Here is a 22,440-nt window from a genome sequence, read left to right as displayed (position 1 = left end):
GCCGCCGGGCAGCCGGCGGCGCCCTGGCGAGAGGTGCCCGACATGCAGGTGAGCGTCGACCGGGACCGTTGCTGCAGCTCCGGGATGTGCGTGATGAACGCCCCCGCGGTCTTCGACCAGGACGAGCGTGACAGTCTGGTGAGGCTCCGTCAGACCGTCGTGCTGCCCGAGCAGTTCGACGACGTCAGACTCGCCGCCGATCTCTGCCCGGGCCGGGCGATCACCGTCACCGAGGGCGAGCCCGCCCGGACCGAGGCCTGACGGCCCCCGCCGCCGGCCCCGCACGCCGCCCCGGACCCGCCCCGGACTCCCGACACCCCACGAGGACACCCCCGCCCTGAGGAGACCCCCGCCTTGACCTCCGTACCCACCGCCCCCGCCGTCCCGCTGCTGCCCGCCCCGCACTCCAGCGGCTGCCCGTTCGGCCCGCCGCCCGCGTACACCGAGGCCGCCGCCACCGCGCCGATGACCAGGGCCGAGCTGCCCGACGGCGACTCCTGCTGGCTGGCCACCGGCTACGCCGAGGTCCGCGCCGTGCTGTCCGACCGCCGGTTCAGCGCCGACGTGCGCCACCCGGCCTTCCCGCTGCTGGTCGCCGGCGCCCGCGAGGAGCTGGTCACCGACAACCCGTCCTTCCTGCGGCTCGACGACCCCGAGCACGCCCGCCAGCGCCGCATGGTCACCGGGGACTTCCTGGTCAAGCGGGTCGAGGCGCTACGCCCGGAGATCCAGCGGATCGTGGACGAGGCACTGGACCGGATGACCGCGGGCCGGACCACGGCCGACCTGGTCACCGAGTTCGCGCTGCCGGTGCCCTCGCTGGTGATCTGCTCGCTGCTCGGCGTGCCGTACGAGGACCGCGACCGCTTCCAGGGCCTGAGCCGCACGCTGCTCAGCCGGGACAGCACCGTGGAGGAGCTCCGGGCGGCCCAGGACGAGGTCCTGGACTACCTGCGCGACCTCACGGCCCGCAAGCGCGCCCAGCCGGAGGACGACGTCCTGAGCCGGCTCGCGGCGCGGGACGACCTGAGCCCGGACGACGTGGCCGGCACGGGCGTGCTGCTGCTGATCGCCGGGCACGAGACGACCGCGAACATGATCTCGCTGTCCACCGCGCTGCTGCTGGAGCAGCCGGAGCAGATCGCCAGGCTCGCCGACCCGGCCGCGCTGCCCGGCGCGGTGGAGGAGCTGTTGCGGCTGCTCACCATCGTGCACACCGGGCTGCCCCGGGTCGCGTTGGAGGACGTGGAGCTGGGCGGGGTCACCGTCCGGGCCGGGGAGGGCGTGATCGCGATGCTCTCCACGGCCAACCGGGACGAGGCGGTGTTCGGCGGCGGCGACCACCGCTCGCCGGACGAGCTGGACCTGGACCGGGACGCCCGGCGGCATCTGGCGTTCGGCTTCGGCGTGCACCAGTGCCTCGGGCAGCCGCTGGCCCGCGCCGAGCTGCAGATCGCCCTGGAGACGCTGTTCCGGCGGCTGCCGGGGCTGCGGCCGACCGGTGAGCGCCGGTTCCGCACCGAGTCGTTCATCTACGGGATGCGGTCACTGCCCGTGACCTGGTGAGCCGACCGACCTGGTGGTCCGACTGACCTGGTGGTCCGGCGGCCCGGCGGTCCGTTGGCCCTGAGGTCCCGCCGCAGACCGGGCGCCGGGTGCCGGGTGCGCGGGTCACCCGGCTGGCCCCGGCGCCGGGGCGGAGGCAGGCTGGAGGGGCGAGGGACAGACCCGGCCCAGCCGCGCCTGCGTCCGGGCGTGCCGGAGCCGGCCGAGGAGACGGAGCCCGCGATGACCGACATGAGCGAACGCTCCGGAGTGAGCACCGACCGCGAGGAGGACGTCCGCGCCGCCGATCCGGAGGAGGGTGTCACCTCGATGCAGAACCTGCACGCGCAGGACACCTCCCAGGCGGAGGGCGACCCCATCCTGGACGAACCCGGCGCGAGGGGCCCGGAGCGGGCCTGACCGTCCGCCACACCGATCCGACCGCCCGGCGGGACCGGGCGGTCCTTGTGACCGCAGGTGTCGTTGCCCGGGCGGCGGCGCACCGGCGGGGGAGGATAGGCGCATGACCGAACACGATCAAACCGACCGGCAGACCCGGCCGCCCACGGACCCGCGCACCTCGTGGGCGACCTGGACCACCCAGTCGATCATCAGCGGCCCCGGCGGGGTCGTCACCACCGAGGTCGGCCCCATCTCCGGCGACCTCACCGTGCACACCACGTGGGTGGACGGCGAGGCGCGGCTGACCGTCCAGTACACCGGCGCGCTGGACTGGTACACGGTGTCCGGCAGCCCGGTCGCCGCGGCGGACGAGAGCACCGCGCGGGCCATCCACCAGGCGATGGTGAACGGCGTCAAGGCGGGGCACGGAGCGGTCGCCCCGCCCCCGGCCCTCGGCGGCTGACCGCACCCTATGTACGGAACGGGACGGCCCCCGGCGCGGCCCTCTGTGCGGCAGCCGCGCGGCCCTCGGCGCGGAACGGCGCGGCCCTCGTGTCCGGCGGACCGGGCGCGGGGGCCGCGCGGCGGCCGCTACTCGGTGATCTCCACCCCGCGCCAGAAGGCCACCCGGCCCCGGACGTGCTCCGCCTCCGGCTTCGGGTCGGCGTAGTACCAGGCGGCGTCCGGGTTGGCCTGCCCGGCCACCTCCACCGTGTAGTAGTTGGCCGTACCCTTCCAGCTGCACACCGTGGTGGTGTCGGAGGGCCGCAGGAACTCGGCCCGGACCGCCTCCAACGGGAAGTAGTGGTTGCCCTCGACGAGGACGGTGTCCTCGCTCTCGGCGACGACGGTGCCCTGCCAACTCGCTGTGGTCATGGACCGATTCTGCCGCACGGACACGCCCGTGACCCGGGCTTCGGGAGGATTGCGCGGCTCGGGGCAGCTCAGGGCAGCTCAGGGCAGCGGGTGGGCGTGCACCGGCAGGTGCGGGGTCTGGTGGCCGCCGCTGGCGAGCATCCGGACCTCCCCGGCCTCGCTGATCTCGGCCCGGACGATCCCGCTGGCGTCCTCGTAGACGGGGTGCCCGCCCGGGCCCTTGGCGCTGGTCCGGACGACCACGACCACGTCCTGCGGGGCCTGGGTGCCGGGCGTGCCGGGGAAGGTGAGGGCGTAACGGTCGACGGGTTTCATCAGCGGATCCTGCTCCTCACGTCTCAGACGCTCGCCCCGGCGGCCCGGGCGTGCGAGCCCCGCACCTCCAGCTCGTCGAGCAGCCGCGCGGTGGCCTCGGCGACCGCGTCCACGGCCCGGTCGAAGGCCTCCCGGTTGTGGGCCGCCGGTGCACGGAAACCGGACACCTTGCGGACGTACTGCAGCGCGGCGGCGTGGAAGTCCTCCTCGTCGGCGTCGGGCGTGACGGGTGGACGCAGCGTCTTGATGTTGCGGCACATGAACCCAGTCTTGCGCGCGGGGGCCGCCGAGGCGAGCGGCCTGCGCCGCACGCCCCCGATTCGTCACACGGGCCTCACGGGGACGTCATCCGGGCGGATTAGGATTTCCGACGAACGAATTCCCTCGCCCACGCACCCCGCCATGCACCTCGCCCACGCACCTCGCCACGCACCTGGCCGGGCGCGGGCATCACCCCGGAGTCACCCCTTGCCTCTCGCGCTGTTCGCGCTGGCCGTCACCGCTTTCGCCATCGGGACCACCGAATTCGCCGCCATGGGGCTGCTCCCCCAGGTCGCCGACAGTCTGCACGTCTCCATCCCGCAGGCGGGCTGGCTGATCTCCGCGTACGCGCTGGGGGTGGTGGTCGGCGCGCCGCTGCTCACCGCCCTGGCCGCCGGGAAGCCCCGCAAGGCGGTGCTGGTGGCGCTGGCCGGGCTGTTCGCGACCGGCAACCTGCTGTGCGCGCTGGCCCCCGACTTCTGGACGCTGGCCGCCGCGCGGCTGATCACCGGGCTGCCGCACGGCGCCTTCTTCGGCGCCGGGGCGGTGGCCGCCGCCGAGCTGGTGGCGCCGGACCGGCGGGCCCGGGCGGTCGCGGTGATGTTCTCCGGGCTGACCGTCGCCAACATCGTCGGCGTCCCGGCCGCGACCCTGCTCGGCCAGCAGCTGGGCTGGCGGGCGACCATGCTGGTAGTGGTGCTGATCGCCGCCGCCGGGACGCTCGCCATCGCCCGGCTGGTGCCCGCCCTCCCCTCCCCCGGCCAGTCCGGGCTCCGGCACGAGCTGCGGGCCTTCCGCAGCGGGCAGCTGTGGCTGGCGCTGGCCACCGTGATGGTCGGCTGCGGCGGGATGTTCGCCTGCTACAGCTACATCGCGCCGCTGCTCACCGAGGTCTCCGGGTACGCGACCGGCTCGGTGACCGGGGTGCTGGCACTGTTCGGGGTGGGGATGACGCTCGGCAACGTGATCGGCGGGTTCGCCGCCGACCGGGCGCTGCGGCCGACCGTCTGCGTCTCCTTCCTGCTGCTCTCGGCCACGCTCGCGCTGTTCGCGGTGACCGCGCACGCACGCTGGTCGGCGGCCGTCACGGTGGTGCTGATCGGGCTGTTCGGCTTCGCGATCGTCCCGGCGGTGCAGACCCTGGTGCTGCAGAAGGCGCGCAGCGCGCCCACCCTGGCCTCGGCGACGGTGCAGGGCGCGTTCAACCTGGCCAACGCCCAGGGGGCCTACTTCGGCGGGCTGGCCCTGGCCGCCGGGCTCGGCTGGACCTCGCCGCCCCTGGTGGGCGCCGGCCTGGCCGCGGCCGGCGCCGTGGTCGCGGTGCTGGCCTGGGCGGCCGACCGGCGCCCGCCCGCCCCGGTGCCGTTGGAACCGGCCGCGGAGCGGACGGGCGCTGGCCTGTCGGCCGCAGAGCGGGCGGGCACCGGCCTGCCAGCGGCGGAGCCGACGGGCGTGCCGCTGGCACCGGCCCCGTAGCAGTCAGCCGCGGCGCAGCGCGGTGAGCTCCGTCGGGGCCGCGCCGCGCCACCAGGTGGGGTCGGCCGAGCCGTCGGTGGTGCGCCCGTCGCGGTGGACGTAGTGCCGGACGTCGCGGCCCGGCTCGGCGAACTCGCCGGCCAGGGCGCGCTCCAGCCACTCCGCGCCGAAGCGGAAGGCCTCGGCGGCCACCCCGCCGAGCGGGTGGAACTCGTCCTCGTAGACCCGCAGCTCCTTCGGGGCCCGGACCCGCTCGAAGCTCGCCAGGGCCTGGCCGAGGTCGGTGAGCTCGTCGAACTCGCCGATCCCGTAGAGCACCGGGCAGGTGATCTCGGCCACCAGGTCACCGAGCGGCATGCGGTGGGCGAGGTCGCGGTCGAAGGCCTCCTCGTCGGTGTACCCGGCCATGTACATGTAGTTGTTCTTGAAGGTCGGCTGGGCCCGCTCGAAGATCGTGGCGAAGTCCCCGGTGACGGCCTCGAAAGCGGCGAGCGCGGCGATCCGGCGGTCGGTGGCGGCGGCCCGGGAGCCCCAGTAGCCGCTCATCGAGATGCCGAACATGCCGATCCGGTCGGCGTCGACCTCCGGGAGCCCGGCCAGGTGGTCGAGGTAGCGGCCGATCGCCCGCTCGTAGTTGCCGAGGTCGACGGTCAGCCCGCCGGCCCGGGTCCGGCCCTGCCCCGGGCCCTCGATGGAGAGCGCGACGATGCCGCGGGAGGTGTAGTAGCGCTCGGCCGCCCAGATGTAGTCCTCCTTGATCATGTCCATCCCGGGGCCGAGGATGACGGCGGGCGCGTTCTCGACCCGCCCGGCGGGCAGGTGCAGCAGCGCGTGGATCGTCGAGCCCTCGAAGTCCAGCACCACCCGCCGGACCCGGCCGTCGCGCAGGGCGCCCAGGCGGTCCACGCAGTGGTCGGTGTGGGCGCGCAGCACCGCCTTGCGCGGGTCGGCGGCGTCGAAGATCGAGTACTGGGCCCGGCCCCACATGACGGCGGCCCGCAGGTAGAGGTCGGCGGCGGTCTGCGCGAAGCCCGCGCGCTCGTGGTGGGCGGCGCGCTCCTCGGCCTGGCCGGCCACCGTCGCCCACGCCTTGGGCAGCATGGCACCGCTCCTGACCAGGGCGAAGACCTTGGCGAAGTCGGTGTGGTCGTGGCCGAGCTGCTCCATCGTCCCGACGGCCTCGGGGTGCAGCGCGTCGAAGCCGCCCTGGGCGAGGGCGATGTCCAGGGCCCAGTTCTGGCCGGTCGAACGGATGGTCATGGGGTCTCCTTCTGGAGCGGGATAGCTAAGTACTTACTGGCTAAGTACTTATTCATTAAGTACTGAGGCTAGGCTGCTGTCAACCCGCCGAGGCCGAGGAGGAACCCCCACCATGACGACCGCACCGCCGCCCGCCCCCGAACGCGCCCAGGCACTCGACCGCCTGGCCCGCGCCGCCTACCGCCTCAGCGCCGCGGACTCCAGGCTGCGCGGGCGCGCCACCCGCACCCCGGGCGCCCTGTCCCTCACCCACGCCCGGGCCCTGCGCACCCTGGCCGAGCAGGGGCCGCTCAGCATCACCCAGCTCGCCGCCGGCACCGAGACCACCGGCCCGGCCACCACCCAGCTGGTGAACGGCCTGGTCAACGCCGGCTACGTCACCCGCACCCGCCCGCCCGAGGACAAGCGGTCCGTCCTGGTCGCCCTCACCGAGGAGGGCCGGGCCCGGCACGAGCAGCGGCAGGCCGCCCTGGCCGAGGCCCTGCACGCCGACCTCGACGACTACGACGAGGAGGCCCTGGACCGGGCCGCCGAGGTGCTGCGCCGGCTGTCCGCCGTCTACGACCGGCTGTAGCGGCTGTAGCGGCGGACGGGCCGGCGCGGCCCCGGGACCAGGTCTCAGACCTCCCGGTGCGCCTCGGCGAGGAGCAGGTAGCCCTCGCCGTTGGCCTTGATCCCGGCCCGCTCCTCCTCGGTCAGCTCCCGGCGGACCTTGGCCGGGACGCCCGCGACCAGCGAACCGGGCGGGACGTCCGTCCCCTGGGTCACCACCGCACCCGCCGCGACCAGCGAACCGGCGCCGATCCGGGCGCCGTTGAGGACGGTGGCGTTCATCCCGACCAGGACGTCGTCCTCGACGGTGCAGCCGTGCAGCACCGCGTTGTGGCCGACCGAGACCCGCTCGCCGACCACCAGCGGGAAGCCGGGGTCGGCGTGCAGGGTGCAGTTGTCCTGGATGTTGCTGCCCGCGCCGACGGCGATCGACTCGGCGTCGCCGCGCAGCACCGCCCCGTACCAGACGCTCGCCCCGGCGGCGACGGTGACGTCCCCGACCACGACAGCGTTCGGCGCGAGGAAGGCGCCCGGGTCGACGGCGGGCACCTTGCCCCCGACGGTGGCGATCAGCGGCTCTGCCATGGCTGGATCCTCCTGGTGGTGATCGGCTGCACTGTCGCCGGTCAGCGTAGGGGGCCGGTCAGGGCGCCGGGAGGGCAAGGTCAGGGGCGAGGTCGGGGGCGAGGTCAGGCGCAAGGTCGGGGGCGGCGGCGGACGCCTGCGGGCCGCACAGGGCGGTGACGATCACCTTGTTCCAGGCGGCGCGGCCGGCGGCCTCGTCGGGGACGTCGTAGATCGTGGTGTCGGCCGCGAACTGGCGCGTGCCGTCCGGGGAGCCGAGCATCATCGTGGTGTAGCCGGGGATGCCGCCGGAGTGGCCCCAGAACGTTCCGCAGGGCGTGTCCACGCGCTGCAGCCCGAGGCCGTAGGCCTGTCCCCCGCCGTGCGCGGTGGTCCGCTCCATCGCGGCGAGTTCGGCCGGCCGCAGCAGCCGGCCGCCGAGCAGGGCGCGCAGGAAGGCGGTCAGGTCGGCGGTGGTGGAGACCAGGCCGCCGGAGGGGCCGGCCATCGAGGGGTTGAGCAGGGTGACGTCCACCGGGCCGCCGGGGAGCTTGAAGTAGCCGTGGGCGTGCGGGCCGGGGATCAACGGGAAGTCACCGGGGTACCAGGTGCCGGTGAGGCGCAGCGGGCGGATGATCCGGCGGGCGACCTCGTCGCTCCAGCTGTGGCCGGTGAGCTTCTCGATGATCATCCCGATCAGCACGTAGTCGGTGTTGGAGTACTTCCAGTCCTGCCCCGGGGCGAAGCTGGGCGGGTACTTGTTCGCGATGTCCACCAGGTCCTGGAGGCGGTAGGAGTGGTAGCGGCGGCCGTCCAGCCAGTCCTGGTCGTCGAAGCGGAAGGCCGGGTCCTTGGTGTAGTCGGCGACGCCGCCGGTGTGGTCGAGCAGTTGGCGGACCGTGATCTCGGTGCTGTTGGGGACGATGCCGGGCAGCAGGCACTCCAGCCGGTCGTCGAGGTCCAGCCGGTGTTCGCCGACCAGTTGGAGCAGGGTGGTGGCGACGAAGGTCTTGGTGGCGCTGCCGATCCGGAAGCTGCCCCTGGGGTCGGCCGGGGCGTTGCCCGCGAGGTCGGCCACACCGGTGGCGTTGCGCCAGACCAGGCGGCCGTCGGCGCGGACGGCGGCGAGCGCGGAGGTCCCGTAGCCGGGGTCGGTGATCCCGGCGAGGGCGGCGTCGGCGGCCGACCAGTCGCCGGGGCGGCCGGTGGCCCCGTCCGCCCCGGCGCCGGTGCCGCCGTCACCGGCGAGGCCGCCGGTGTTCTCGTCGGTGCTGTCGCCGACTCCGAGGCCGGCGGCGGTGAGGTGGAGGGCACCGTGGCAGCCGGCGGCCGGGCTCGAATCGGAGGGCGCGGCGAGGGCGGCCGGGGCGAGGGCCGCGAGCAGGCCCGCAGTCGCGGCGGCCGTGACGGCGGCGCGCAGCAGCGGGCGGCGGAGCCGGCTGGCGGGGGCGGTCGGATCGGCGGTCATGCCGTTCTCCCTGGGTCAAGGCGCCGGATCATCAACTCCGGCTGTTTCCATCGGTGTTGACACCATGGCAGGGCGCGCCGCGGCGGTCGTCAGCCTCCGGGAGGGCCCGCTACCCCGACCCCGGCCCGGGGCCGTACCCGGAGACGTCTCGGGGTACGGCCGGGGCCCGGACAGCCGGCGGCGGGTCAGGCCACCGGGGCCTTGGTGCGCAGGACCTCGATGAAGGCGCGCAGCCAGGCCGGGTGGTCGGGCCAGGCGCGGGCCGAGACGACCACGCCGTCCACCACCGCCTCGCCCTCCACGAACTCGGCGCCCGCCGCCTTGATGTCCGGGGCGAGCGCGGGGTACGCGGAGGTGCGGCGGCCGTCGAGCACCCCGGCGGCGGCGGTGATCAGCGGGCCGTGGCAGATCTGCGCGACGGGCTTGTCGCCGGCGAAGAAGTGCCGGGCGATCCGCTGCACCTCCGGGTCGTTGCGCAGGTACTCGGGCGCGCGGCCACCGGGGATCACCAGAGCGACGTAGTCGGCCGGGTCGACGTCGGCGAAGGCGAGGTCAGCGGGCCAGGTATAGCCGGGCTTCTCCGTGTACGTGTCGTAGCCGTCCACGAAGTCGTGCACCACGAACTGCAGGCGCTTCTTGGTCGGGGCGGCGATGTCGACCTGGTAGCCCTCCTCGCGCAGGCGCTGGTACGGGTAGAACACCTCCAGCGACTCGGCGGCGTCCCCGGTGACGAGCAGGATCTTCGATGTCATCGCCGACATCCCTCCACGTGATCGAACCTCGGTCCTGGTACGGGCCCGGGCGCGGTGGCCGCCGCGCCCGGGCCCGGTCCAACCTCCCGTACCCGGCGCGCCGTTGGCAACGGGGCGCACCGGGCGTAGGGCGGTGCACTGCGCGGCGCGCGCGCCGGTCGCGAGCCGTGCGCGCCGGGGCGGGAGCGGGTACGGCCGGAGGCGGGAGCGGGTGCGGCGGCGGGTGCGGCGCCCGGCTGTGGGGGCGTCGCGGGCGAGGCCTAGACTCTCGTGCTGCCCGCCCACCGACCGTCCACGACCCGTCCACCGGCCGTCCACCGGCCGCGGCCGGAACCGCCCCGGAGGAGCCCATGACCGACCGCACGACCTACCTCGTCCTCCCCGGGTACCAGAACTCGGGCCCGGAGCACTGGCAGACCCGCTGGGAGGCCGCCGACCCGGAGACCTTCCGCCGGGTCGAGCAGGCCGACTGGGACCACCCGGACCGGACGGACTGGGTGGCGCGGGTGGACGCGGCAGTGGCCGCGGCCGCCGCCGACGGGCCGGTGGTGCTGGTGGCGCACAGCCTGGGCTGCGTCACCGCCGCCGACTGGGCGGCCGGTGCGTCCGCCGGGCGGACCGCCGCCGTGCGGGGCGCGCTGCTGGTCGCCCCCGCCGACGTGGACCACGCCGACATACCGGAGCTGCTGGGCTTCCGGCCGGTCACCCTGGAGCGCTTCCCGTTCCCGACCGTCGTGGTCTCCTCCACCGACGACCCGTGGATCACCCCGGAGCGGGCCCGGGAGTTCGCCTGGGCCTGGGGCTCCCGCTACGTCGAGCCGGGCGCGTACGGACACCTCAACGCGGACTCCGGGCTGGGCGACTGGCCGGAGGGCCGGAAACTCCTCGCGGAGCTGTGAGCACATGATCGGGGGGACCATGGACGAGTGGACGGAGCTGCGCCGGCGCCACCGGACGCCGCGGGCCAGGCGGCTGCTGGCCCGGCTGCTGCTCGCCGCGGGGGCGGCGGCCGTCCTGCTGTACACCGAGGGCCAGTGGGAGAGCCGCTCGGGCGGCCTGATGCTGGTCGCCGACCTGCTGAACCGGCCGGAGCTGATGCTCGGCGGCGCGCTCGGCGCGCTGATCGCGGCCGCCTGGCTGAGCGACCGCCGCACCGCCGTACGGGCCGCCACCCGGGCGGTCACGGTGACCGCCGGGGTGGTGTTCCTGCTCGGCGTGCTGGCCGCGCACAAGGTGTCGGCGGCCGAGACCCGCAGCCGGGAGGACGCGCCGGCCGGTGCGGAGCGCGCGCTGGTGGTGGTGCACCGCTCGTACGCCTCCGGGCCGCAGGCCGGTGAGCACTGGCAGGTGCTGCTGGAGAGCGGGCAGGGCTGGTCGGCCCGGCGCTGGCTGCTGGCGGACGTCGGCGGCGGCCCGGACGACGCCCGGCTGGTGACGGCGAGTTGGACGGGGCGCAGCCAGATCACCGTGGTCACCGACTCCTACCGGCGGGTGTTCAACCTCGACCAGGACACCGGCGATCCGGTCGAGGCGCGGTAGGGCCGGGGCGGTAGGGCCGGCTCCCCCGCAGGTGCGGCCCCGCACGAGTACGGGACTCGGGCGGGGCCGCGGGCGTCACTGGTCCGACGGGTCGGGAGCGCCCGGCGGGGTGCCGGGGGCCGAGCGGCCGACCGTGCCGCCGTCCGACGGGGAGTTGCCGCGCGGGCGGCCGGTCGAGCCCGGGCTGGGCGCCCCCGTGCAGGTCGCCGAGGACGGCGAGCCGGTGGAGGTGCCGCACCCGGGGGTCGGCCGGACCGGGTCCGGGATGTGGACGGTGCTGAACTCCTTGTCCGGCATGGTCCGCACGGCGTCGCTCATGGCCTGCTGCCAGATCGGCCCCGGGCCGGTCGCCCCGAACACCTCGGGCTGGTACTGGCCGCCGATCCGGATGTTGCGCATCGGCACCTTGACGCCCGGGCTGCCCAACCAGACCGAGCCGGCCAGGTTGCCGGTGTAGCCGGTGAACCAGGCCGACTTCTTCTCGTCCGTGGTGCCGGTCTTGCCCGCGATCTGGCGGTCGTCGTCCAGCCGGAGGTCCCGCGCGGTGCCGCCCTTCTCGGTCACCCCGAGCAGCACGCTGTTGATCACGTCGGCGGTGTCCGGGGACATCACCTGGTCGCAGTGGGCCGGGGCCACCGGCACGTCCTTGCCGTCCACCGTGGTGATCCGGTTGATCGCCACCGGCGCGCAGTAGGAGCCCCGGGCGGCGAAGGTCGCGTAGACGTTGGCCATGGTCAGCGGGCTGACCTCCTGGGTGCCCAGGCCGAGGGCGGGCACCTCCTGCAAGGGGTCGCCGCTCGCCTTGCCGGTCACCCCCAGCTTGTTGGCCATCTGCTTGACGGCGCAGAGCCCGATCTCCTGCTCCATCTGCACGAAGTAGGTGTTGACCGAGAGCGCCATCGCCTGCTTGAGCTGGTACGGCCCCTTCTCGCTCGGGCTCTCGTTGGGGATCGTCCCCTCCTTCTTGCCCTTGCTGAGGTTCTTCCAGGTGCCGTCGCAGGTCTTCATCGTCGGCCAGTCCATCCGGTTCGGCGAGTCGTACTGCTGGGTCGGCGACAGGCCGGCCTCCAGGGCGGCGGCGGCCACGATCGGCTTGAAGTTGGAGCCGGGCTGGAAGCCGATGCCCCCGCCCATCGCCGCGTCCACGTTGAGGTTGACGACGGTCTGGTTCTTCTCCTTCGCCAGACCGTACGGGCGGGTCTGGGCCATCGCCAGGATCTTTCCGGTGCCGGGCTCGACCATCGTCATCGCCGCCGAGACCGGGTCGGTGACGTACACCTTGGTGGAGACGGCGTTCTGCGCGGCGGCCTGCTTGTCCGGGTCGAGGGTGGTGTAGATGTTCAACCCGCCGGTGTCCCACAGCTTCTTGCGCTCGGCGGCGCTCTTGCCGTAGGCCGGGTCCTGCTTGACCACGTGGCGGACGTAGTCGCAGAAGAAGCCCATGCCGGCCTGGGCGGTGATGCAACCGTTCTGCGGGTCCTTGTAGTTGAGGCCCAGCGGGGCGGCCTTGGCCTCGGCCGCCTGCTGGGCGGTGATGTGCCTGTTCTCCACCATCTTGTCGATCACGGTGTCCCGGCGCTTCTGGGCGGCCACCGGGTGCAGCTTCGGGTCGTACTGGGAGGGGTTCTGCACCAGCCCGGCGAGCATCGCCGCCTCGGGGAGGGTGAGGTCCTTGGCGTCCTTGCTGAAGTACCGCTGGGAGGCGGCCTGGATGCCGTACGCCTGGTGGCCGTAGAAGGTGATGTTCAGGTAGTTGGTGAGGATCTGCTCCTTGGAGAGGTCCTCCTCCAGCTTGATGGCGTACCGCAGTTCCTGGATCTTGCGGCCCAGGGTCTTGCGCTGCGCCTCGCGCACCGCGACCGGGTCGTCCCCGGCCATCTCGACGTTGACGTTCTTCACGTACTGCTGGGTGAGGGTGGAGGCGCCCTGCACGGCGGCGCCGCTCTCCGCGTTCTTGGTGATCGCCCGCAGCACGCCCTTGAGGTCGACGGCGCCGTGCTCGTAGAAGCGCGCGTCCTCGATGTCCACCTGGGCCTTGCGGATCAGCGGCGACATCTGCTCGGCGGTCAGGACCGTGCGGTCGCGCTCGTAGACCTTGGCGATCAGGCCGCCCTTGGCGTCGAAGATCTGGGTCGCCTGGGTGAGCGGCGGGGTCTTGAAGTCGTCGGGGATGCTCTCGAAGCCCTCGGCGCCGCTCTTGGCGCCCAGTCCGACCGCGCCCGCGCCCGGGAGGATCAGCCCCGCCAGCAGGACGCCGCCCAGCACGCTGGAGCCGAGGAAGGTGGCCGCATGGCGCAGGAGTCCGAGCGGGGTCTCACGGCGCCTCGGGCGCGGGACCCAGGTGTCGCCCGGGTCCGGGGCAGATATGCGGTTCTTCGGTGGCATGGTTCGAACACTACGGCCGTGAATCCCCACCGTGGGGGGCCTGTTGGCGAACTATTGTCACAAAATCGCGACAGGTCCGACTCATGTGTGAGGGCCGAACGTGGGTACACGCAGGGACAAGGGCCGTTCGTCCACGGCCCGTTGCCCCCGCTGCTGGGGTCGCGTCAGCCGGCAGCCGGGCAGAACACGTCCTCGGCCGGGCGACGGCCCGTCACCAGGAAGTCCGTCACCGCCGCGTCGCCGCAGGCGTTCCCGTTCGCCAGGTAGACGTCGTGACCGCCGGAGTCGACCGTCACCATCCGGGCCCGGTCGCCGAACGCCGCCCGGAGCCTGAGCGCGCCGGAGTACGGGGTGGCCGGATCGCGCAGGTTCTGCGCCAGCAGGACGTTCGCCGGGCCCCGGCCGGTCACCCGCACCGGCGGCTCGGCCGGGGCGAACGGCCAGAATGCGCAGGGCATCACGTTCACCGGCATGCCCGCGGTGAGCGGCCGGGCGGCCCGGTCGGCGGCCGCGTCCTTGGCGTAGGCCGCCGCGTCGGCGGGCCAGCGGACGTCGTTGCAGAGCGTGCCGACGGAGACCGCGAGGGTGTTCTGCACCGCCGCGTCGGGCGGCACGACCGGGGCGGGCAGCGGGCGGCGGCCGAGGGCCGCCAGCATCAGCCGGGCCAGGTCGGGGAACCTGGCGTCCGCGTAGAGGCTGGTCAGCATGGACTCACGCAGCACATTGCCGTTCAGCTCGGCCGGGTTGGAGCCGGGCCAGGGCAGTGGGGCCGCGTCCAGCCGGGCGGCGAGGTCCAGGAACAGCGGGCGCACCTGCTCGGGAGTGTCCGCGACCCGGTCCGGATTGTCCGGCGCCGACGCCCACGCGGCGAAGTCGGGGAAGCGGTCCTCGGCGCCCTGGCCGAAGGCGGCCAGCCAGCCGCGGCCGACCTTCGACGGGTCCGGGTCGTCGTTGCTGTCCAGCACGACCCGGTCGGTGCGCCCGGGGAACATGGTGGCGTAGACGGCGCCCGCGTAGGTGCCGTACGAGGTGCCCCAGACGGAGAGCCTGCGCTCGCCGAGGGCCTGGCGGATCCGGTCGATGTCGCGGGCCTCGTTGGCGGTGGAGATGCTGCGCAGCACCGGGCCCCCGTTGCGCGCGCAGGTCTCGGCGACCCGGCGGGCGGTGGCCAGGTTGGTGTCGATCGAGCCGTCGGCGGCCGGCCAGGGGCGCAGGTTGACCATCGCCAGGTCGGAGTGGTCCAGGCCGCAGCTGACCGGGGTGGAGCCCCCGACGCCGCGCGGGTCGAAGCCGACCAGGTCGTAGCGGTCCAGGACGGACTGCGGGAGGCGGCCGACGGCGCTCGTGGGCAGGCCGATGCCGGAACCGCCCGGCCCGCCGGGCACGGTCAGCAGCACGCCGCGGCGCAGGCCCGGCTTGGCGGTGGCGATCCGGGAGACGGCGAGCGTGATCTGTTGGCCGTCCGGGTCGTTGTAGTCCAGGGGGACGGTGAGGTCGGCGCACTGCTGGCGGGGGTCGACCCGGCCCTGACAGGTGGTCCAGTCGAGGCCGCCCGCCCCGGAGTGCTCCGGGGCGGCGGCGGCAGCGGGGAGGACGGTCAGCACGGTGACGGCCAGGGTGGCGAGGGTGGTACCGGTGAGTTTCGACATGCCCAAGAGTCTGCTGCGGCAGGGGAGTCGGGCCCATGCCGCCAGCCGGTCGATCGGTGGTGGGGTAATCCCCCGTCGGCGGGCGGGGGCCGCCCCGCACCCGGCGGCGGCGCGCCGATCGTTCGGGCCCTGCGGGGTGACGGCGGGCCGTACGCCGATGATTTCGGGTGCCGGGGAGGAGATCTGAGGAGGCGTGAGGTGACGGCAGGGAAGCCGCAGGACGGAAGCGCGCTCGTGCACGAACACGAGCAGGGGCACGAGCAGGGGCACGAGCACCGAGGCGAGGGGCCCGCCGCGCCCGTGGGGCACGGCCACGACCATGCGCACGGCCCCGCGCACGGCCACGCGCACAGCCACGCCCACGGGCCCGCCGCGCCGGTCTCCGCCCGCCTGCGCAAGGTGATCGCGGCCGTGCTGATCCCGTTCGCGCTCGCCGTCGCCGTCGGCCTGGCGGCGCTCTGGCCGGGCGGGGTCCCGGCCCACCAGCACACCGGGGTCGGCTTCGACCAGCAGATCCGGCACGGGCGGGTCACCCGGATCCAGGAGCTGCCCTGCGGCGACCTCGGCCGCGCCGACCGGGGCAGCTGCCGGCAGGGCACCGTCGAGGTCACCGACGGCCCGGACCGGGGCCGCACCTTCACCGTGGTCGTCCACCCGTCCGAGTCCCGGCGCTACGACCTCGGCGAGCGGGTCGTCCTCACGTTCGCGCCGAACGCCCCGGCGGACCTCCGCTACAGCGTCGTCGACGTGGACCGGAACCTACCGATGGGTGTGCTCGCCGGGCTGTTCGCCGTGGTCGTGGTGGTGATCGGCCGCTGGCGCGGGGTCGCCGCGCTGATCGCCCTGGCAATCAGCTTCGCCGTGCTGTCACTGTTCATCCTGCCCGCCATCCTGCGCGGTTCGGACCCGCTGCTGGTGGCGATCGTCGGCGCCAGCGCGATCATGCTGATCGCCCTCTACCTGTGCCACGGGCTCTCCGCCCGCACCTCGGTGGCGGTGCTGGGGACGCTGGCGTCGCTGGTCCTGATCGGGGTGCTCAGCCTGGTCTTCGCCGCCTGGGCGCGGCTGACCGGCGACACCTCGGAGGAGACCGGGCTGGTCCACGGCCTCTACCCCGGCATCGAGATCCGCGGCCTGCTGCTCGCCGGGTTCGTGATCGGCTCGCTCGGCGTGCTGTTCGACGTGACGGTCACCCAGACCTCGGCGATCTGGGAACTGCACGAGGCCGACCCGACGATGGGCGCCGGCCGGCTCTACCGGACCGGCATGCGGATCGGCCGCGACCACATCGCCTCGACCGTCAACACCCTGGTGCTCGCCTACGCGGGTGCCGCGCTGCCGCTGCTGCTGCTGTTCTCCGTCGCGCACCGGACGCTGGTGTCGGTGGCCACCAGCGAACTGGTCGCCGAGGAGATCGCCCGCACCCTGGTCGGCAGCATCGGACTGGTCGCGGCGGTGCCGGTCACCACCGGTCTGGCCGCCCTGATCGCCGCCGCCGACCACCCCCGGACGGCGCCGGTCCCCACCGGGCGGCACCGGCCCGCCTGACGCCCCCCGGGGGGAGCGGACGGGAGGTCAGAGGCCGAGCAGCCCCGGGTCCGAGGCCAGGGCGCGCAGCGGCTCGCGCGGGTCGGCGACCAGCCGGCGCGCCGCCAAGTCGAGGATGCCGCCCACCCCGGTGACCTCGGCGGCCAGCACGCCGTCCTCGCGGGTCAGCCGCTGCACCACCTGGAAGGTCTTGCCCCCCAGCCAGACGAACGCGCAGCTGATCTCCACGGTGTCCCCGGCGCGCAGCTCCCGCAGGTACTTCACCGTGGTCTCCAGCACCACCGGGCCGACGCCCTTGGCGACCAGCTCGGCCTGGCGGATCCCGGCCGCCTGCAGGTACTCCCAGCGGGCGTGCTCGGCGTACTGCAGGTAGACGGCCTGGTTCAGGTGGCCCTGGGTGTCGGTCTCGTAGCCGCGCACGGTGACCCGCGTGGTGAAGTCCTGATCGGTCATGCCCCGCACGGTACTCCAGCGGGATGGGCGCGGCGGCGTAACCTCCGTCACCACCCCGGGGTTACGGGAGGGTGAGGATGCGCGGGCCGTCCTCGGTGACGGCGACGGTGTGCTCGATGTGGGCGGCGCGGCTGCCGTCCGTGGTGCGCACGGTCCAGCCGTCCGGGTCGGTGTCGTAGTCGTCGCGGCCGCCGGCCGTCAGCATCGGTTCGATGGCCAGCACCAGGCCCGGGCGCAGCGGGTAACCCCGGCCGGGGCGGCCCTCGTTGGGGACGTGCGGGTCCTCGTGCATCCGGCGGCCGATGCCGTGGCCGCCGTGGCCGTCGAGCAGCCCGTACCGCGCGGAGCGGGCCACCGAGCCGACGGCGTGGGCGATGTCGCCGATCCGGTTGCCGACCACGGCGGCGGCGATCCCGGCCTCCAGGGCCCGCCGGGTGGCGGCGATCAGCTCGGCGTCCTCGGGGCGGGCGGGGCCGACGGTGAAGCTCACGGCGGAGTCGCCGCACCAGCCGTCCAGGACGGCCCCGCAGTCGATGCTCACCAGGTCGCCGTCGCGCAGCCGGTAGCCGTCCGGGACGCCGTGCACGACCGCGTCGTTCACGGAGGCGCAGATGACGGCGGGGAAGGGCACCGGCGCGGAGGCCGGCCGGTACCCGAGGAACGGCGAGGTCGCCCCGGCGGCCGTGAGCACCCCGCGCGCCACCTCGTCCAGCTCCAGAAGGCTCACGCCCGCCACGGCCTCCCGCTGCACGGCCGCCAACGCGTTGGCGACCACTCGCCCGGCCTCGCGCATCGCGTCGAGGGCGGCGTCCGACTTGAGTTCGACCATGGTGAACCTCTCCCCTGGATCCAATTCTTATACCGGTATTTGTATCACGGTCGATGAGTGTCGGGCGCCGCCCGGCGGCCGGTGCGCGGCCGGCCGCGGAAATTGCCACGACCGGCCGGCACAAGATCCGCTACTGTTCGGCGCCGCAATCCGATGAACCGATCACAAGGACCCGACGTGACCTCCCCGCTGCTCCGCGCCGCCAATGCGCACCTGCAGGCCTCCGAGACGCCCCCCTCCTCGCGGCTCCGCCGGTTCGGCAAGGCCGTGCGGGCGCCGCTCATCCTGGTCGCCCTGGCCAGCGTCGGGGTGATCGTCGCCGGTCAGCTGGAGCAGACCGAGGCCGACGTCGCCCAGGTCGGCGACTGCATGCACGATCGCGGCGTCTCCTCCAGACCGGACCTGCAGATCGTGGGCTGCTCCAAGCACGAGGCGCAGTACAAGGTCGCCAAGGTCATCCGGGACAGCGCCCGGGACGGCTCGTGCGAAGCGGAAGGGCCCGAGGTCTTCGGCTCCTGGACCCAGAAGCGGTCGACCTCCGTCGTCATCCTCTGCCTCGCCCTCAACACCGCACGTCCGGGCGGCCCGGTCCCCCTGCCCAACTGGCCCATGGACTACGAGCAGCCGTGGTCGCACTAGGTGGTGCCGGGCGGGGCCTGCCCCACAGGCCCTAGACTCGACGGCATGGTGAGGACTCCGCTGACCCCGTGGGAGCGCGAGCGCGGTGAGCGCTTCGGGGCGCTGCTGCGCGAGGCGCGTGGCGAGCGCAGCATGGTCGAGGTGGCGGCGGTGGCCGGTGTCTCGGCGGAAACGCTGCGGAAGATCGAGACGGGGCGGGCGCCGACGCCGTCCTTCTTCACCATCGCGGCGCTGGCGTTCGCGCTGGACCTGTCGCTGGACGAGCTGGCGGGCGCGTGCGCGCTGCCCGAGGACGACGCCGCGCTGTCCGCGTAGGACAGGCCCGGAACGGGGGCGGCCCGCCGGGCGCGTGCTGCGCCGGGCGGGCCGTCGGTCGGGGCGGGTGACCGGCCTCAGCCGACCGAGCTGTTGTAGCTCTCGATCGCGGGCTGGAGCTCCTTGGCCGCGTCGGCGAGCGCCTGCTGGGCGGTCTTGCTGCCCGAGACGGTCTGCTCGATGGCCGTCTCCACGCCCTTGCGGGCCTGCGGCATCACGCCGAGCAGGCAGCCGGCGGTGGCCGGGGTGGGCTTGGTGGCCTTCAACTGGTCGATGGCCGTCTGGAACTGCGGGTACTTGCCGACCCACTCCTTGTCCTTGGGGTCGTCCAGGGACTTCTTGTTGACCGGGAAGTAGCCGGTTCCGGTGTGCCAGACGGCCTGCTGCTCGGGGCCGGTGACGAACTTCTCGAACTCCCAGGCCGCCCGCTTCTCGGCGTCCGAGTGGCCCGGGCCGCTGATCCACAGCGAGGCGCCGCCGATCACCGGGCCGCCCTGGTCGGCGGCCGTCACCTTGGGGAAGGGCGCCGTGCCGACGCCGAACTTGGCGGCCTCGGTGTAGCCGCGCAACACGCCGGTGGACTCCAGGTGCATGGCGACCGTGCCCGACTTGAACGCGGCCTGGGCGTCGTCGGTGACCCGGCCGGTGTTGGCCGCGTAGCCGCCCTTGACCAGGTCGGCCCACCACTGGACGATCTGCGCGCCCTGGGCGGAGTCGAACACGACCTTGCCCGCCTTGCTGCTGCGGCCGTTGTCGTTGTCGCAGTACATGGTGCCGGACTCGGCGAGCAGCTCCTCGACGAACCAGCCGTAGATCGCGGCGCCGAAGCCGTAGCGGACGGTCTTGCCGTCGGCGTCCTTCTTGGTCAGCTTCTTGGCCAGGTCGGCCAGCTCGTTGAGGTCCTTCGGCGGCTGCGCCGGGTCGAGGCCGGCCTCCTTGAAGGCGTCGGTGTTCAGGTAGAGCAGCGGCATCGAGGAGTTGAACGGCATCGAGACCAGCTTGCTGTTGGCCGAGTAGTAGTTGCGGATGTTGGGGTCGAGGTCGTCCAGCGAGTAGCCGTCCTTGTCGGCGAAGGCCTGGGCGGGGACGGTCTGCCTGGAGTCGATCATGAAGCGGGTGCCGATGTCGTAGACCTGCACCAGGGCGGGGGTGCCCTTCTGCTGCACCGCGGCCTTGTACTTGGTGACCAGCTCGTCGTACTTGCCCTGGAACTGCGCCTTGACCTCGATCTTGCCCTGGTGGGCCGCGTTGAAGTCCTTCACCAGGCCGTTCAGCACCTCGGCGTTCTTGCCGGTCATCGAGTGCCAGAACTCGACGGTGGTAACGCCGGAGGCCTGGTCGAGCGCCTGGGCACCGGGCGCCCCGGCGTCGGCGGAACCGCCCGAGCCGGAGCCCGAGCCGCTGGAGCTGCAGGCGGTCAGGGACAGGCCGGCCACCAGCAGGGCGGCGAGCGCGCGTGCACTCTTCTTCACGAGGGGATCCTTCTTCTTCCGGTTGACGAGCGGGATGTACGGGCGGGATGTACGGGCGGGCTGTACGGGCGGGACGGACGCGCGGGACGGACGATCCGGTACGGCGCGGCTCAGCGGACGGCGCCCGCGGTGAGGCCGCGGACGATGAAGCGCTGGCCGAAGACCACCAGGGCGAGGGTGGGCAGCAGCGAGAGCACCACGCCGGCCAGGATCAGGCCGGGGTCGGCCATCTCCGCGTCGCGCAGCGAGGTGAGGCCGATCTGCAGGGTCTGCATCTCGGCGGTGCGGGTGATGATGAGCGGCCAGAAGTACTGGTTCCAGGCCGACAGGAAGACGTAGATCGACAGCGCGGCCAGGGCCGGCTTGTTGAGCGGCACGACGATCCGCCACAGGAACCGCCAGTGCCCGGCGCCGTCGATCCGGGCCGCGTCGCGCAGTTCGCCGGGCAGCTGGCGGAAGGCCTGGCGCAGCATGAAGGTGCCGAAGCCGGAGGCGAGGAACGGCAGCACCAGGCCGAAGTAGGTGTTGCCGAGGCCCCAGCCCGACAGCGTCAGGTAGTTGGGGATGATGATGGCCTCCCAGGGGACCATCAGCGTCGCCAGGAAGAGCCCGAACACCACGGCCCGCGCCTTCATCGGCAGGAAGACGAAGGCGTACGCGGCCAGGATCGAGGTGACCAGCTGGGCGAGGGTGATGGCAGTGGCGGTGATCGCCGAGTTGGCGTACTGCCGGAACAGCGGGATGGTGTCGACGGCGCCGGAGAAGTTCCGCCCGGTGACCGAGTGGGGCACCAACGCGGGCGGGTAGGAGGCGAGTTCGGACGGCTCCATGAAGGCGCCGACGACCGCGTAGTACACCGGGAAGGCCACCGTGACCACGGCGACGGCGAGCAGCAGGTAGACGGCGGCGCGGCCGAGCAGGTCGCGCGGGGAGCGGCCGGCCAGCGGACGGACCCTCGGGCGGGGCGGGGCGGCCTGGGCCTCCGCCTCGGTGACGACCGTGCTCATGCGTAGTGCACCTTCCGCTCCAGGACGCCGAACTGGACGGCCGTGCAGGCGAGGACGACCAGCAGCAGCACCACGGCCTGGGCGCTCGCCGTGCCGAAGTCGCTGGAGCCGTAGGCGAAGGCCTTCTCGTAGACGGAGTAGACCAGGGTCCGGGTGGAGCCGTCGGGCCCGCCCTTGGTGAGGATGTGGATCTGGCCGAAACTCTGCAGTGCGTGGACGGTGGAGACCACCGTCAGGAAGAACAGGTTCGGGCCGAGCATCGGGACGGTGATCGAGCGGGCCAGCCGCAGGCCGGCGGCGCCGTCGATCCGGGCCGCCTCGACGACCTCGCCGGGGATCGACCCGATGCCCGCCGAGAGCACCAGCACGTTGTAGCCGAGGTTCATCCAGACCGTGGTCAGGGCCACCGAGAACAGCGCGTACCGGGAGTCGGTCAGCCAGCCGACCGGGCCCAGGCCGAGGTGCGACAGCAGGCCGTTCAGCACCCCGCTGGCCGGGTTGTAGAACACCGCGAAGACCACCGAGGCGCTGGCCACCGAGAAGGCGAAGGGCAGCGCGAAGGCGGAGCGCAGCAGCCGTACGCCGCGGATCCGGTTCTCCAGCAGCAGCACCAGCACCAGCGCGCCGAGCACCCCGGGCACCACGGTGAGCAGGGTGAACAGCGCGGTGGTGACCAGCGTCCGGCCGAAGTCGGCGGAGGCCAGCAGCTCGGTGTAGTGCTTGAACCCGACGTAGCGGGAGGGCGCGCCGAAGAGGTCGTTGGCGTGCCCGCTGAGGTAGATCGTCCGTCCCAGCGGATAGCCGATGAACAGGACGAAGACCACCAGGGAGGGCAGCAGGAAGGCCCAGGCGAGCCCGTGCTCGCCCCAGCGGCTTCGACGGCCCGCGAGGGGCACGGGGTGGGGTGCGGTCGGCATCGGTGGCACGTCCGCCTTTCGTGTGTTGGTTCCGGCCGAAACCGTGTCCTGCCCGAACGACGGCGCGGGAACCCCACGGTGATCAACCGGTGTCCCCGGGATTACGCGTTCGCGTCAGATTTCGGCCGGTCGTGCGCGCAACAGCCGTCCCCGGCACGGCGGCCGACCGGGCGTCCTCGGCCGGCACCTGGGCGTGGGCGGCTGTCGGCGGCCGGC

25 protein-coding genes are annotated in these 22,440 nt (G+C 73.6%); 11 read left to right on the top strand and 14 right to left on the bottom strand.

Annotated features, from left to right (window positions below; translation table 11 throughout):
* The first annotated feature begins 42 nt into the window (after positions 1-42).
* From AB0F71_RS10715 to AB0F71_RS10700, 4 genes are all read left to right on the top strand, one after another.
* Entirely contained in the window at positions 43-261 is a 219-nt protein-coding gene (locus AB0F71_RS10715; protein WP_360230777.1) for a ferredoxin, read from the top strand.
* Between the two features lie 93 nt (positions 262-354).
* Positions 355-1,566, top strand: coding sequence for a cytochrome P450 (locus AB0F71_RS10710; protein WP_360230775.1), 1,212 nt, complete (start codon positions 355-357; stop codon positions 1,564-1,566).
* Positions 1,567-1,788: 222 nt separating this feature from the next.
* Positions 1,789-1,965 carry a hypothetical protein gene (locus AB0F71_RS10705; protein WP_360230773.1) on the top strand — a complete coding sequence of 59 codons (177 nt, stop codon included), beginning with the start codon at positions 1,789-1,791 and terminating at the stop codon, positions 1,963-1,965.
* A gap of 103 nt (positions 1,966-2,068) precedes the next feature.
* Complete coding sequence (locus AB0F71_RS10700) at positions 2,069-2,410, top strand: hypothetical protein (RefSeq protein WP_360230771.1); 342 nt, start codon at positions 2,069-2,071, stop codon at positions 2,408-2,410.
* Between the two features lie 128 nt (positions 2,411-2,538).
* Here the strand turns inward: AB0F71_RS10700 and AB0F71_RS10695 are convergent, their stop codons facing one another.
* The 3 genes from AB0F71_RS10695 to AB0F71_RS10685 all read right to left on the bottom strand — a co-directional run bounded on the left by AB0F71_RS10695 (position 2,539) and on the right by AB0F71_RS10685 (position 3,398).
* Positions 2,539-2,823 (bottom strand): DUF427 domain-containing protein, encoded by a 285-nt coding sequence (locus AB0F71_RS10695; RefSeq protein WP_360230769.1) that lies wholly within the window; start codon positions 2,821-2,823, stop codon positions 2,539-2,541.
* Between the two features lie 78 nt (positions 2,824-2,901).
* On the bottom strand, positions 2,902-3,138 hold the full coding sequence (locus AB0F71_RS10690; protein ID WP_360230768.1) for a DUF6296 family protein: 237 nt from the start codon (positions 3,136-3,138) through the stop codon (positions 2,902-2,904).
* Positions 3,139-3,161: 23 nt separating this feature from the next.
* Positions 3,162-3,398 (bottom strand): DUF2277 domain-containing protein, encoded by a 237-nt coding sequence (locus AB0F71_RS10685; RefSeq protein WP_360230766.1) that lies wholly within the window; start codon positions 3,396-3,398, stop codon positions 3,162-3,164.
* 208 nt (positions 3,399-3,606) lie between these two features.
* Here AB0F71_RS10685 and AB0F71_RS10680 point away from each other — a divergent pair, with 208 nt between their 5' ends.
* A complete protein-coding gene (locus AB0F71_RS10680) occupies positions 3,607-4,875 on the top strand; it encodes an MFS transporter (RefSeq protein ID WP_360230764.1) in 1,269 nt (422 codons plus the stop codon).
* A gap of 3 nt (positions 4,876-4,878) precedes the next feature.
* On the opposite strand, the gene AB0F71_RS10675 is transcribed toward AB0F71_RS10680, so the two are convergent.
* A complete protein-coding gene (locus AB0F71_RS10675) occupies positions 4,879-6,135 on the bottom strand; it encodes an alpha/beta hydrolase (protein ID WP_360230762.1) in 1,257 nt (418 codons plus the stop codon).
* A 112-nt stretch (positions 6,136-6,247) separates the two neighbouring features.
* On the opposite strand from AB0F71_RS10675, the gene AB0F71_RS10670 reads away from it, so the two are divergent.
* A complete protein-coding gene (locus AB0F71_RS10670) occupies positions 6,248-6,709 on the top strand; it encodes a MarR family transcriptional regulator (RefSeq protein ID WP_360230760.1) in 462 nt (153 codons plus the stop codon).
* 44 nt (positions 6,710-6,753) lie between these two features.
* On the opposite strand, the gene AB0F71_RS10665 is transcribed toward AB0F71_RS10670, so the two are convergent.
* From AB0F71_RS10665 to AB0F71_RS10655, 3 genes are all read right to left on the bottom strand, one after another.
* The gene (locus AB0F71_RS10665; RefSeq protein WP_360230758.1) at positions 6,754-7,272 is read right to left on the bottom strand and encodes a gamma carbonic anhydrase family protein; all 519 of its coding nucleotides are present in this window, start codon (positions 7,270-7,272) and stop codon (positions 6,754-6,756) included.
* Positions 7,273-7,330: 58 nt separating this feature from the next.
* The gene (locus AB0F71_RS10660; RefSeq protein ID WP_360230756.1) at positions 7,331-8,719 is read right to left on the bottom strand and encodes a serine hydrolase domain-containing protein; all 1,389 of its coding nucleotides are present in this window, start codon (positions 8,717-8,719) and stop codon (positions 7,331-7,333) included.
* A gap of 185 nt (positions 8,720-8,904) precedes the next feature.
* Positions 8,905-9,471, bottom strand: coding sequence for a DJ-1/PfpI family protein (locus tag AB0F71_RS10655; protein ID WP_360230754.1), 567 nt, complete (start codon positions 9,469-9,471; stop codon positions 8,905-8,907).
* 350 nt (positions 9,472-9,821) lie between these two features.
* On the opposite strand from AB0F71_RS10655, the gene AB0F71_RS10650 reads away from it, so the two are divergent.
* Both AB0F71_RS10650 and AB0F71_RS10645 read left to right on the top strand, forming a co-directional pair.
* Positions 9,822-10,370 (top strand): alpha/beta hydrolase, encoded by a 549-nt coding sequence (locus AB0F71_RS10650; protein WP_360230752.1) that lies wholly within the window; start codon positions 9,822-9,824, stop codon positions 10,368-10,370.
* A gap of 19 nt (positions 10,371-10,389) precedes the next feature.
* Positions 10,390-11,010: a hypothetical protein gene (locus AB0F71_RS10645; RefSeq protein WP_360230750.1), complete on the top strand. Its 621-nt coding sequence runs from the start codon at positions 10,390-10,392 to the stop codon at positions 11,008-11,010.
* 75 nt (positions 11,011-11,085) lie between these two features.
* Here the strand turns inward: AB0F71_RS10645 and AB0F71_RS10640 are convergent, their stop codons facing one another.
* Together AB0F71_RS10640 and AB0F71_RS10635 are read right to left on the bottom strand one after the other, a co-directional pair.
* Entirely contained in the window at positions 11,086-13,395 is a 2,310-nt protein-coding gene (locus AB0F71_RS10640; RefSeq protein WP_360230748.1) for a transglycosylase domain-containing protein, read from the bottom strand.
* 164 nt (positions 13,396-13,559) lie between these two features.
* Complete coding sequence (locus AB0F71_RS10635; protein WP_360230746.1) at positions 13,560-15,044, bottom strand: alpha/beta hydrolase; 1,485 nt, start codon at positions 15,042-15,044, stop codon at positions 13,560-13,562.
* Between the two features lie 300 nt (positions 15,045-15,344).
* Here AB0F71_RS10635 and AB0F71_RS10630 point away from each other — a divergent pair, with 300 nt between their 5' ends.
* Positions 15,345-16,592, top strand: coding sequence for a YibE/F family protein (locus AB0F71_RS10630; RefSeq protein WP_360230833.1), 1,248 nt, complete (start codon positions 15,345-15,347; stop codon positions 16,590-16,592).
* Positions 16,593-16,619: 27 nt separating this feature from the next.
* Here AB0F71_RS10630 and AB0F71_RS10625 read toward each other — a convergent pair whose 3' ends face one another.
* Positions 16,620-17,045: an acyl-CoA thioesterase gene (locus tag AB0F71_RS10625; RefSeq protein ID WP_360230744.1), complete on the bottom strand. Its 426-nt coding sequence runs from the start codon at positions 17,043-17,045 to the stop codon at positions 16,620-16,622.
* Between the two features lie 61 nt (positions 17,046-17,106).
* Complete coding sequence (map, locus tag AB0F71_RS10620; protein ID WP_360230742.1) at positions 17,107-17,874, bottom strand: type I methionyl aminopeptidase; 768 nt, start codon at positions 17,872-17,874, stop codon at positions 17,107-17,109.
* Between the two features lie 177 nt (positions 17,875-18,051).
* On the opposite strand from map, the gene AB0F71_RS10615 reads away from it, so the two are divergent.
* Entirely contained in the window at positions 18,052-18,513 is a 462-nt protein-coding gene (locus tag AB0F71_RS10615; RefSeq protein ID WP_360230740.1) for a hypothetical protein, read from the top strand.
* A gap of 45 nt (positions 18,514-18,558) precedes the next feature.
* Positions 18,559-18,828 (top strand): helix-turn-helix transcriptional regulator, encoded by a 270-nt coding sequence (locus AB0F71_RS10610; RefSeq protein ID WP_360230738.1) that lies wholly within the window; start codon positions 18,559-18,561, stop codon positions 18,826-18,828.
* A gap of 77 nt (positions 18,829-18,905) precedes the next feature.
* Here AB0F71_RS10610 and AB0F71_RS10605 read toward each other — a convergent pair whose 3' ends face one another.
* The 3 genes from AB0F71_RS10605 to AB0F71_RS10595 all read right to left on the bottom strand — a co-directional run bounded on the left by AB0F71_RS10605 (position 18,906) and on the right by AB0F71_RS10595 (position 22,224).
* On the bottom strand, positions 18,906-20,300 hold the full coding sequence (locus AB0F71_RS10605) for an ABC transporter substrate-binding protein (protein WP_360230736.1): 1,395 nt from the start codon (positions 20,298-20,300) through the stop codon (positions 18,906-18,908).
* Between the two features lie 110 nt (positions 20,301-20,410).
* Positions 20,411-21,307 (bottom strand): carbohydrate ABC transporter permease, encoded by an 897-nt coding sequence (locus AB0F71_RS10600; protein ID WP_360230734.1) that lies wholly within the window; start codon positions 21,305-21,307, stop codon positions 20,411-20,413.
* Complete coding sequence (locus tag AB0F71_RS10595; protein WP_360230733.1) at positions 21,304-22,224, bottom strand: sugar ABC transporter permease; 921 nt, start codon at positions 22,222-22,224, stop codon at positions 21,304-21,306. Before AB0F71_RS10595 ends, AB0F71_RS10600 begins: the two co-directional genes overlap by 4 nt.
* Positions 22,225-22,440 lie beyond the last annotated feature (216 nt).

The sequence above is a fragment of the Kitasatospora sp. NPDC028055 genome, assembly GCF_040637885.1.
Classification (GTDB): Bacteria; Actinomycetota; Actinomycetes; order Streptomycetales; family Streptomycetaceae; genus Kitasatospora.
The sequence above is the reverse complement of the archived record's forward strand: the minus strand, read 5'-3'. Positions and strand labels throughout refer to the sequence as shown.

Coding starts and splice junctions, on each gene's coding strand:
- AB0F71_RS10715 (WP_360230777.1), top strand. CDS start 43: ATGCAGGTGAGCGTCGACCGGGACCGTTGCTGCAGCTCCGGGATGTGC.
- AB0F71_RS10705 (WP_360230773.1), top strand. CDS start 1,789: ATGACCGACATGAGCGAACGCTCCGGAGTGAGCACCGACCGCGAGGAG.
- AB0F71_RS10700 (WP_360230771.1), top strand. CDS start 2,069: ATGACCGAACACGATCAAACCGACCGGCAGACCCGGCCGCCCACGGAC.
- AB0F71_RS10695 (WP_360230769.1), bottom strand. CDS start 2,823: ATGACCACAGCGAGTTGGCAGGGCACCGTCGTCGCCGAGAGCGAGGAC.
- AB0F71_RS10690 (WP_360230768.1), bottom strand. CDS start 3,138: ATGAAACCCGTCGACCGTTACGCCCTCACCTTCCCCGGCACGCCCGGC.
- AB0F71_RS10685 (WP_360230766.1), bottom strand. CDS start 3,398: ATGTGCCGCAACATCAAGACGCTGCGTCCACCCGTCACGCCCGACGCC.
- AB0F71_RS10675 (WP_360230762.1), bottom strand. CDS start 6,135: ATGACCATCCGTTCGACCGGCCAGAACTGGGCCCTGGACATCGCCCTC.
- AB0F71_RS10670 (WP_360230760.1), top strand. CDS start 6,248: ATGACGACCGCACCGCCGCCCGCCCCCGAACGCGCCCAGGCACTCGAC.
- AB0F71_RS10665 (WP_360230758.1), bottom strand. CDS start 7,272: ATGGCAGAGCCGCTGATCGCCACCGTCGGGGGCAAGGTGCCCGCCGTC.
- AB0F71_RS10660 (WP_360230756.1), bottom strand. CDS start 8,719: ATGACCGCCGATCCGACCGCCCCCGCCAGCCGGCTCCGCCGCCCGCTG.
- AB0F71_RS10655 (WP_360230754.1), bottom strand. CDS start 9,471: ATGACATCGAAGATCCTGCTCGTCACCGGGGACGCCGCCGAGTCGCTG.
- AB0F71_RS10650 (WP_360230752.1), top strand. CDS start 9,822: ATGACCGACCGCACGACCTACCTCGTCCTCCCCGGGTACCAGAACTCG.
- AB0F71_RS10645 (WP_360230750.1), top strand. CDS start 10,390: ATGGACGAGTGGACGGAGCTGCGCCGGCGCCACCGGACGCCGCGGGCC.
- AB0F71_RS10640 (WP_360230748.1), bottom strand. CDS start 13,395: ATGCCACCGAAGAACCGCATATCTGCCCCGGACCCGGGCGACACCTGG.
- AB0F71_RS10635 (WP_360230746.1), bottom strand. CDS start 15,044: ATGTCGAAACTCACCGGTACCACCCTCGCCACCCTGGCCGTCACCGTG.
- AB0F71_RS10625 (WP_360230744.1), bottom strand. CDS start 17,045: ATGACCGATCAGGACTTCACCACGCGGGTCACCGTGCGCGGCTACGAG.
- map (WP_360230742.1), bottom strand. CDS start 17,874: ATGGTCGAACTCAAGTCGGACGCCGCCCTCGACGCGATGCGCGAGGCC.
- AB0F71_RS10610 (WP_360230738.1), top strand. CDS start 18,559: ATGGTGAGGACTCCGCTGACCCCGTGGGAGCGCGAGCGCGGTGAGCGC.
- AB0F71_RS10600 (WP_360230734.1), bottom strand. CDS start 21,307: ATGAGCACGGTCGTCACCGAGGCGGAGGCCCAGGCCGCCCCGCCCCGC.
- AB0F71_RS10595 (WP_360230733.1), bottom strand. CDS start 22,224: ATGCCGACCGCACCCCACCCCGTGCCCCTCGCGGGCCGTCGAAGCCGC.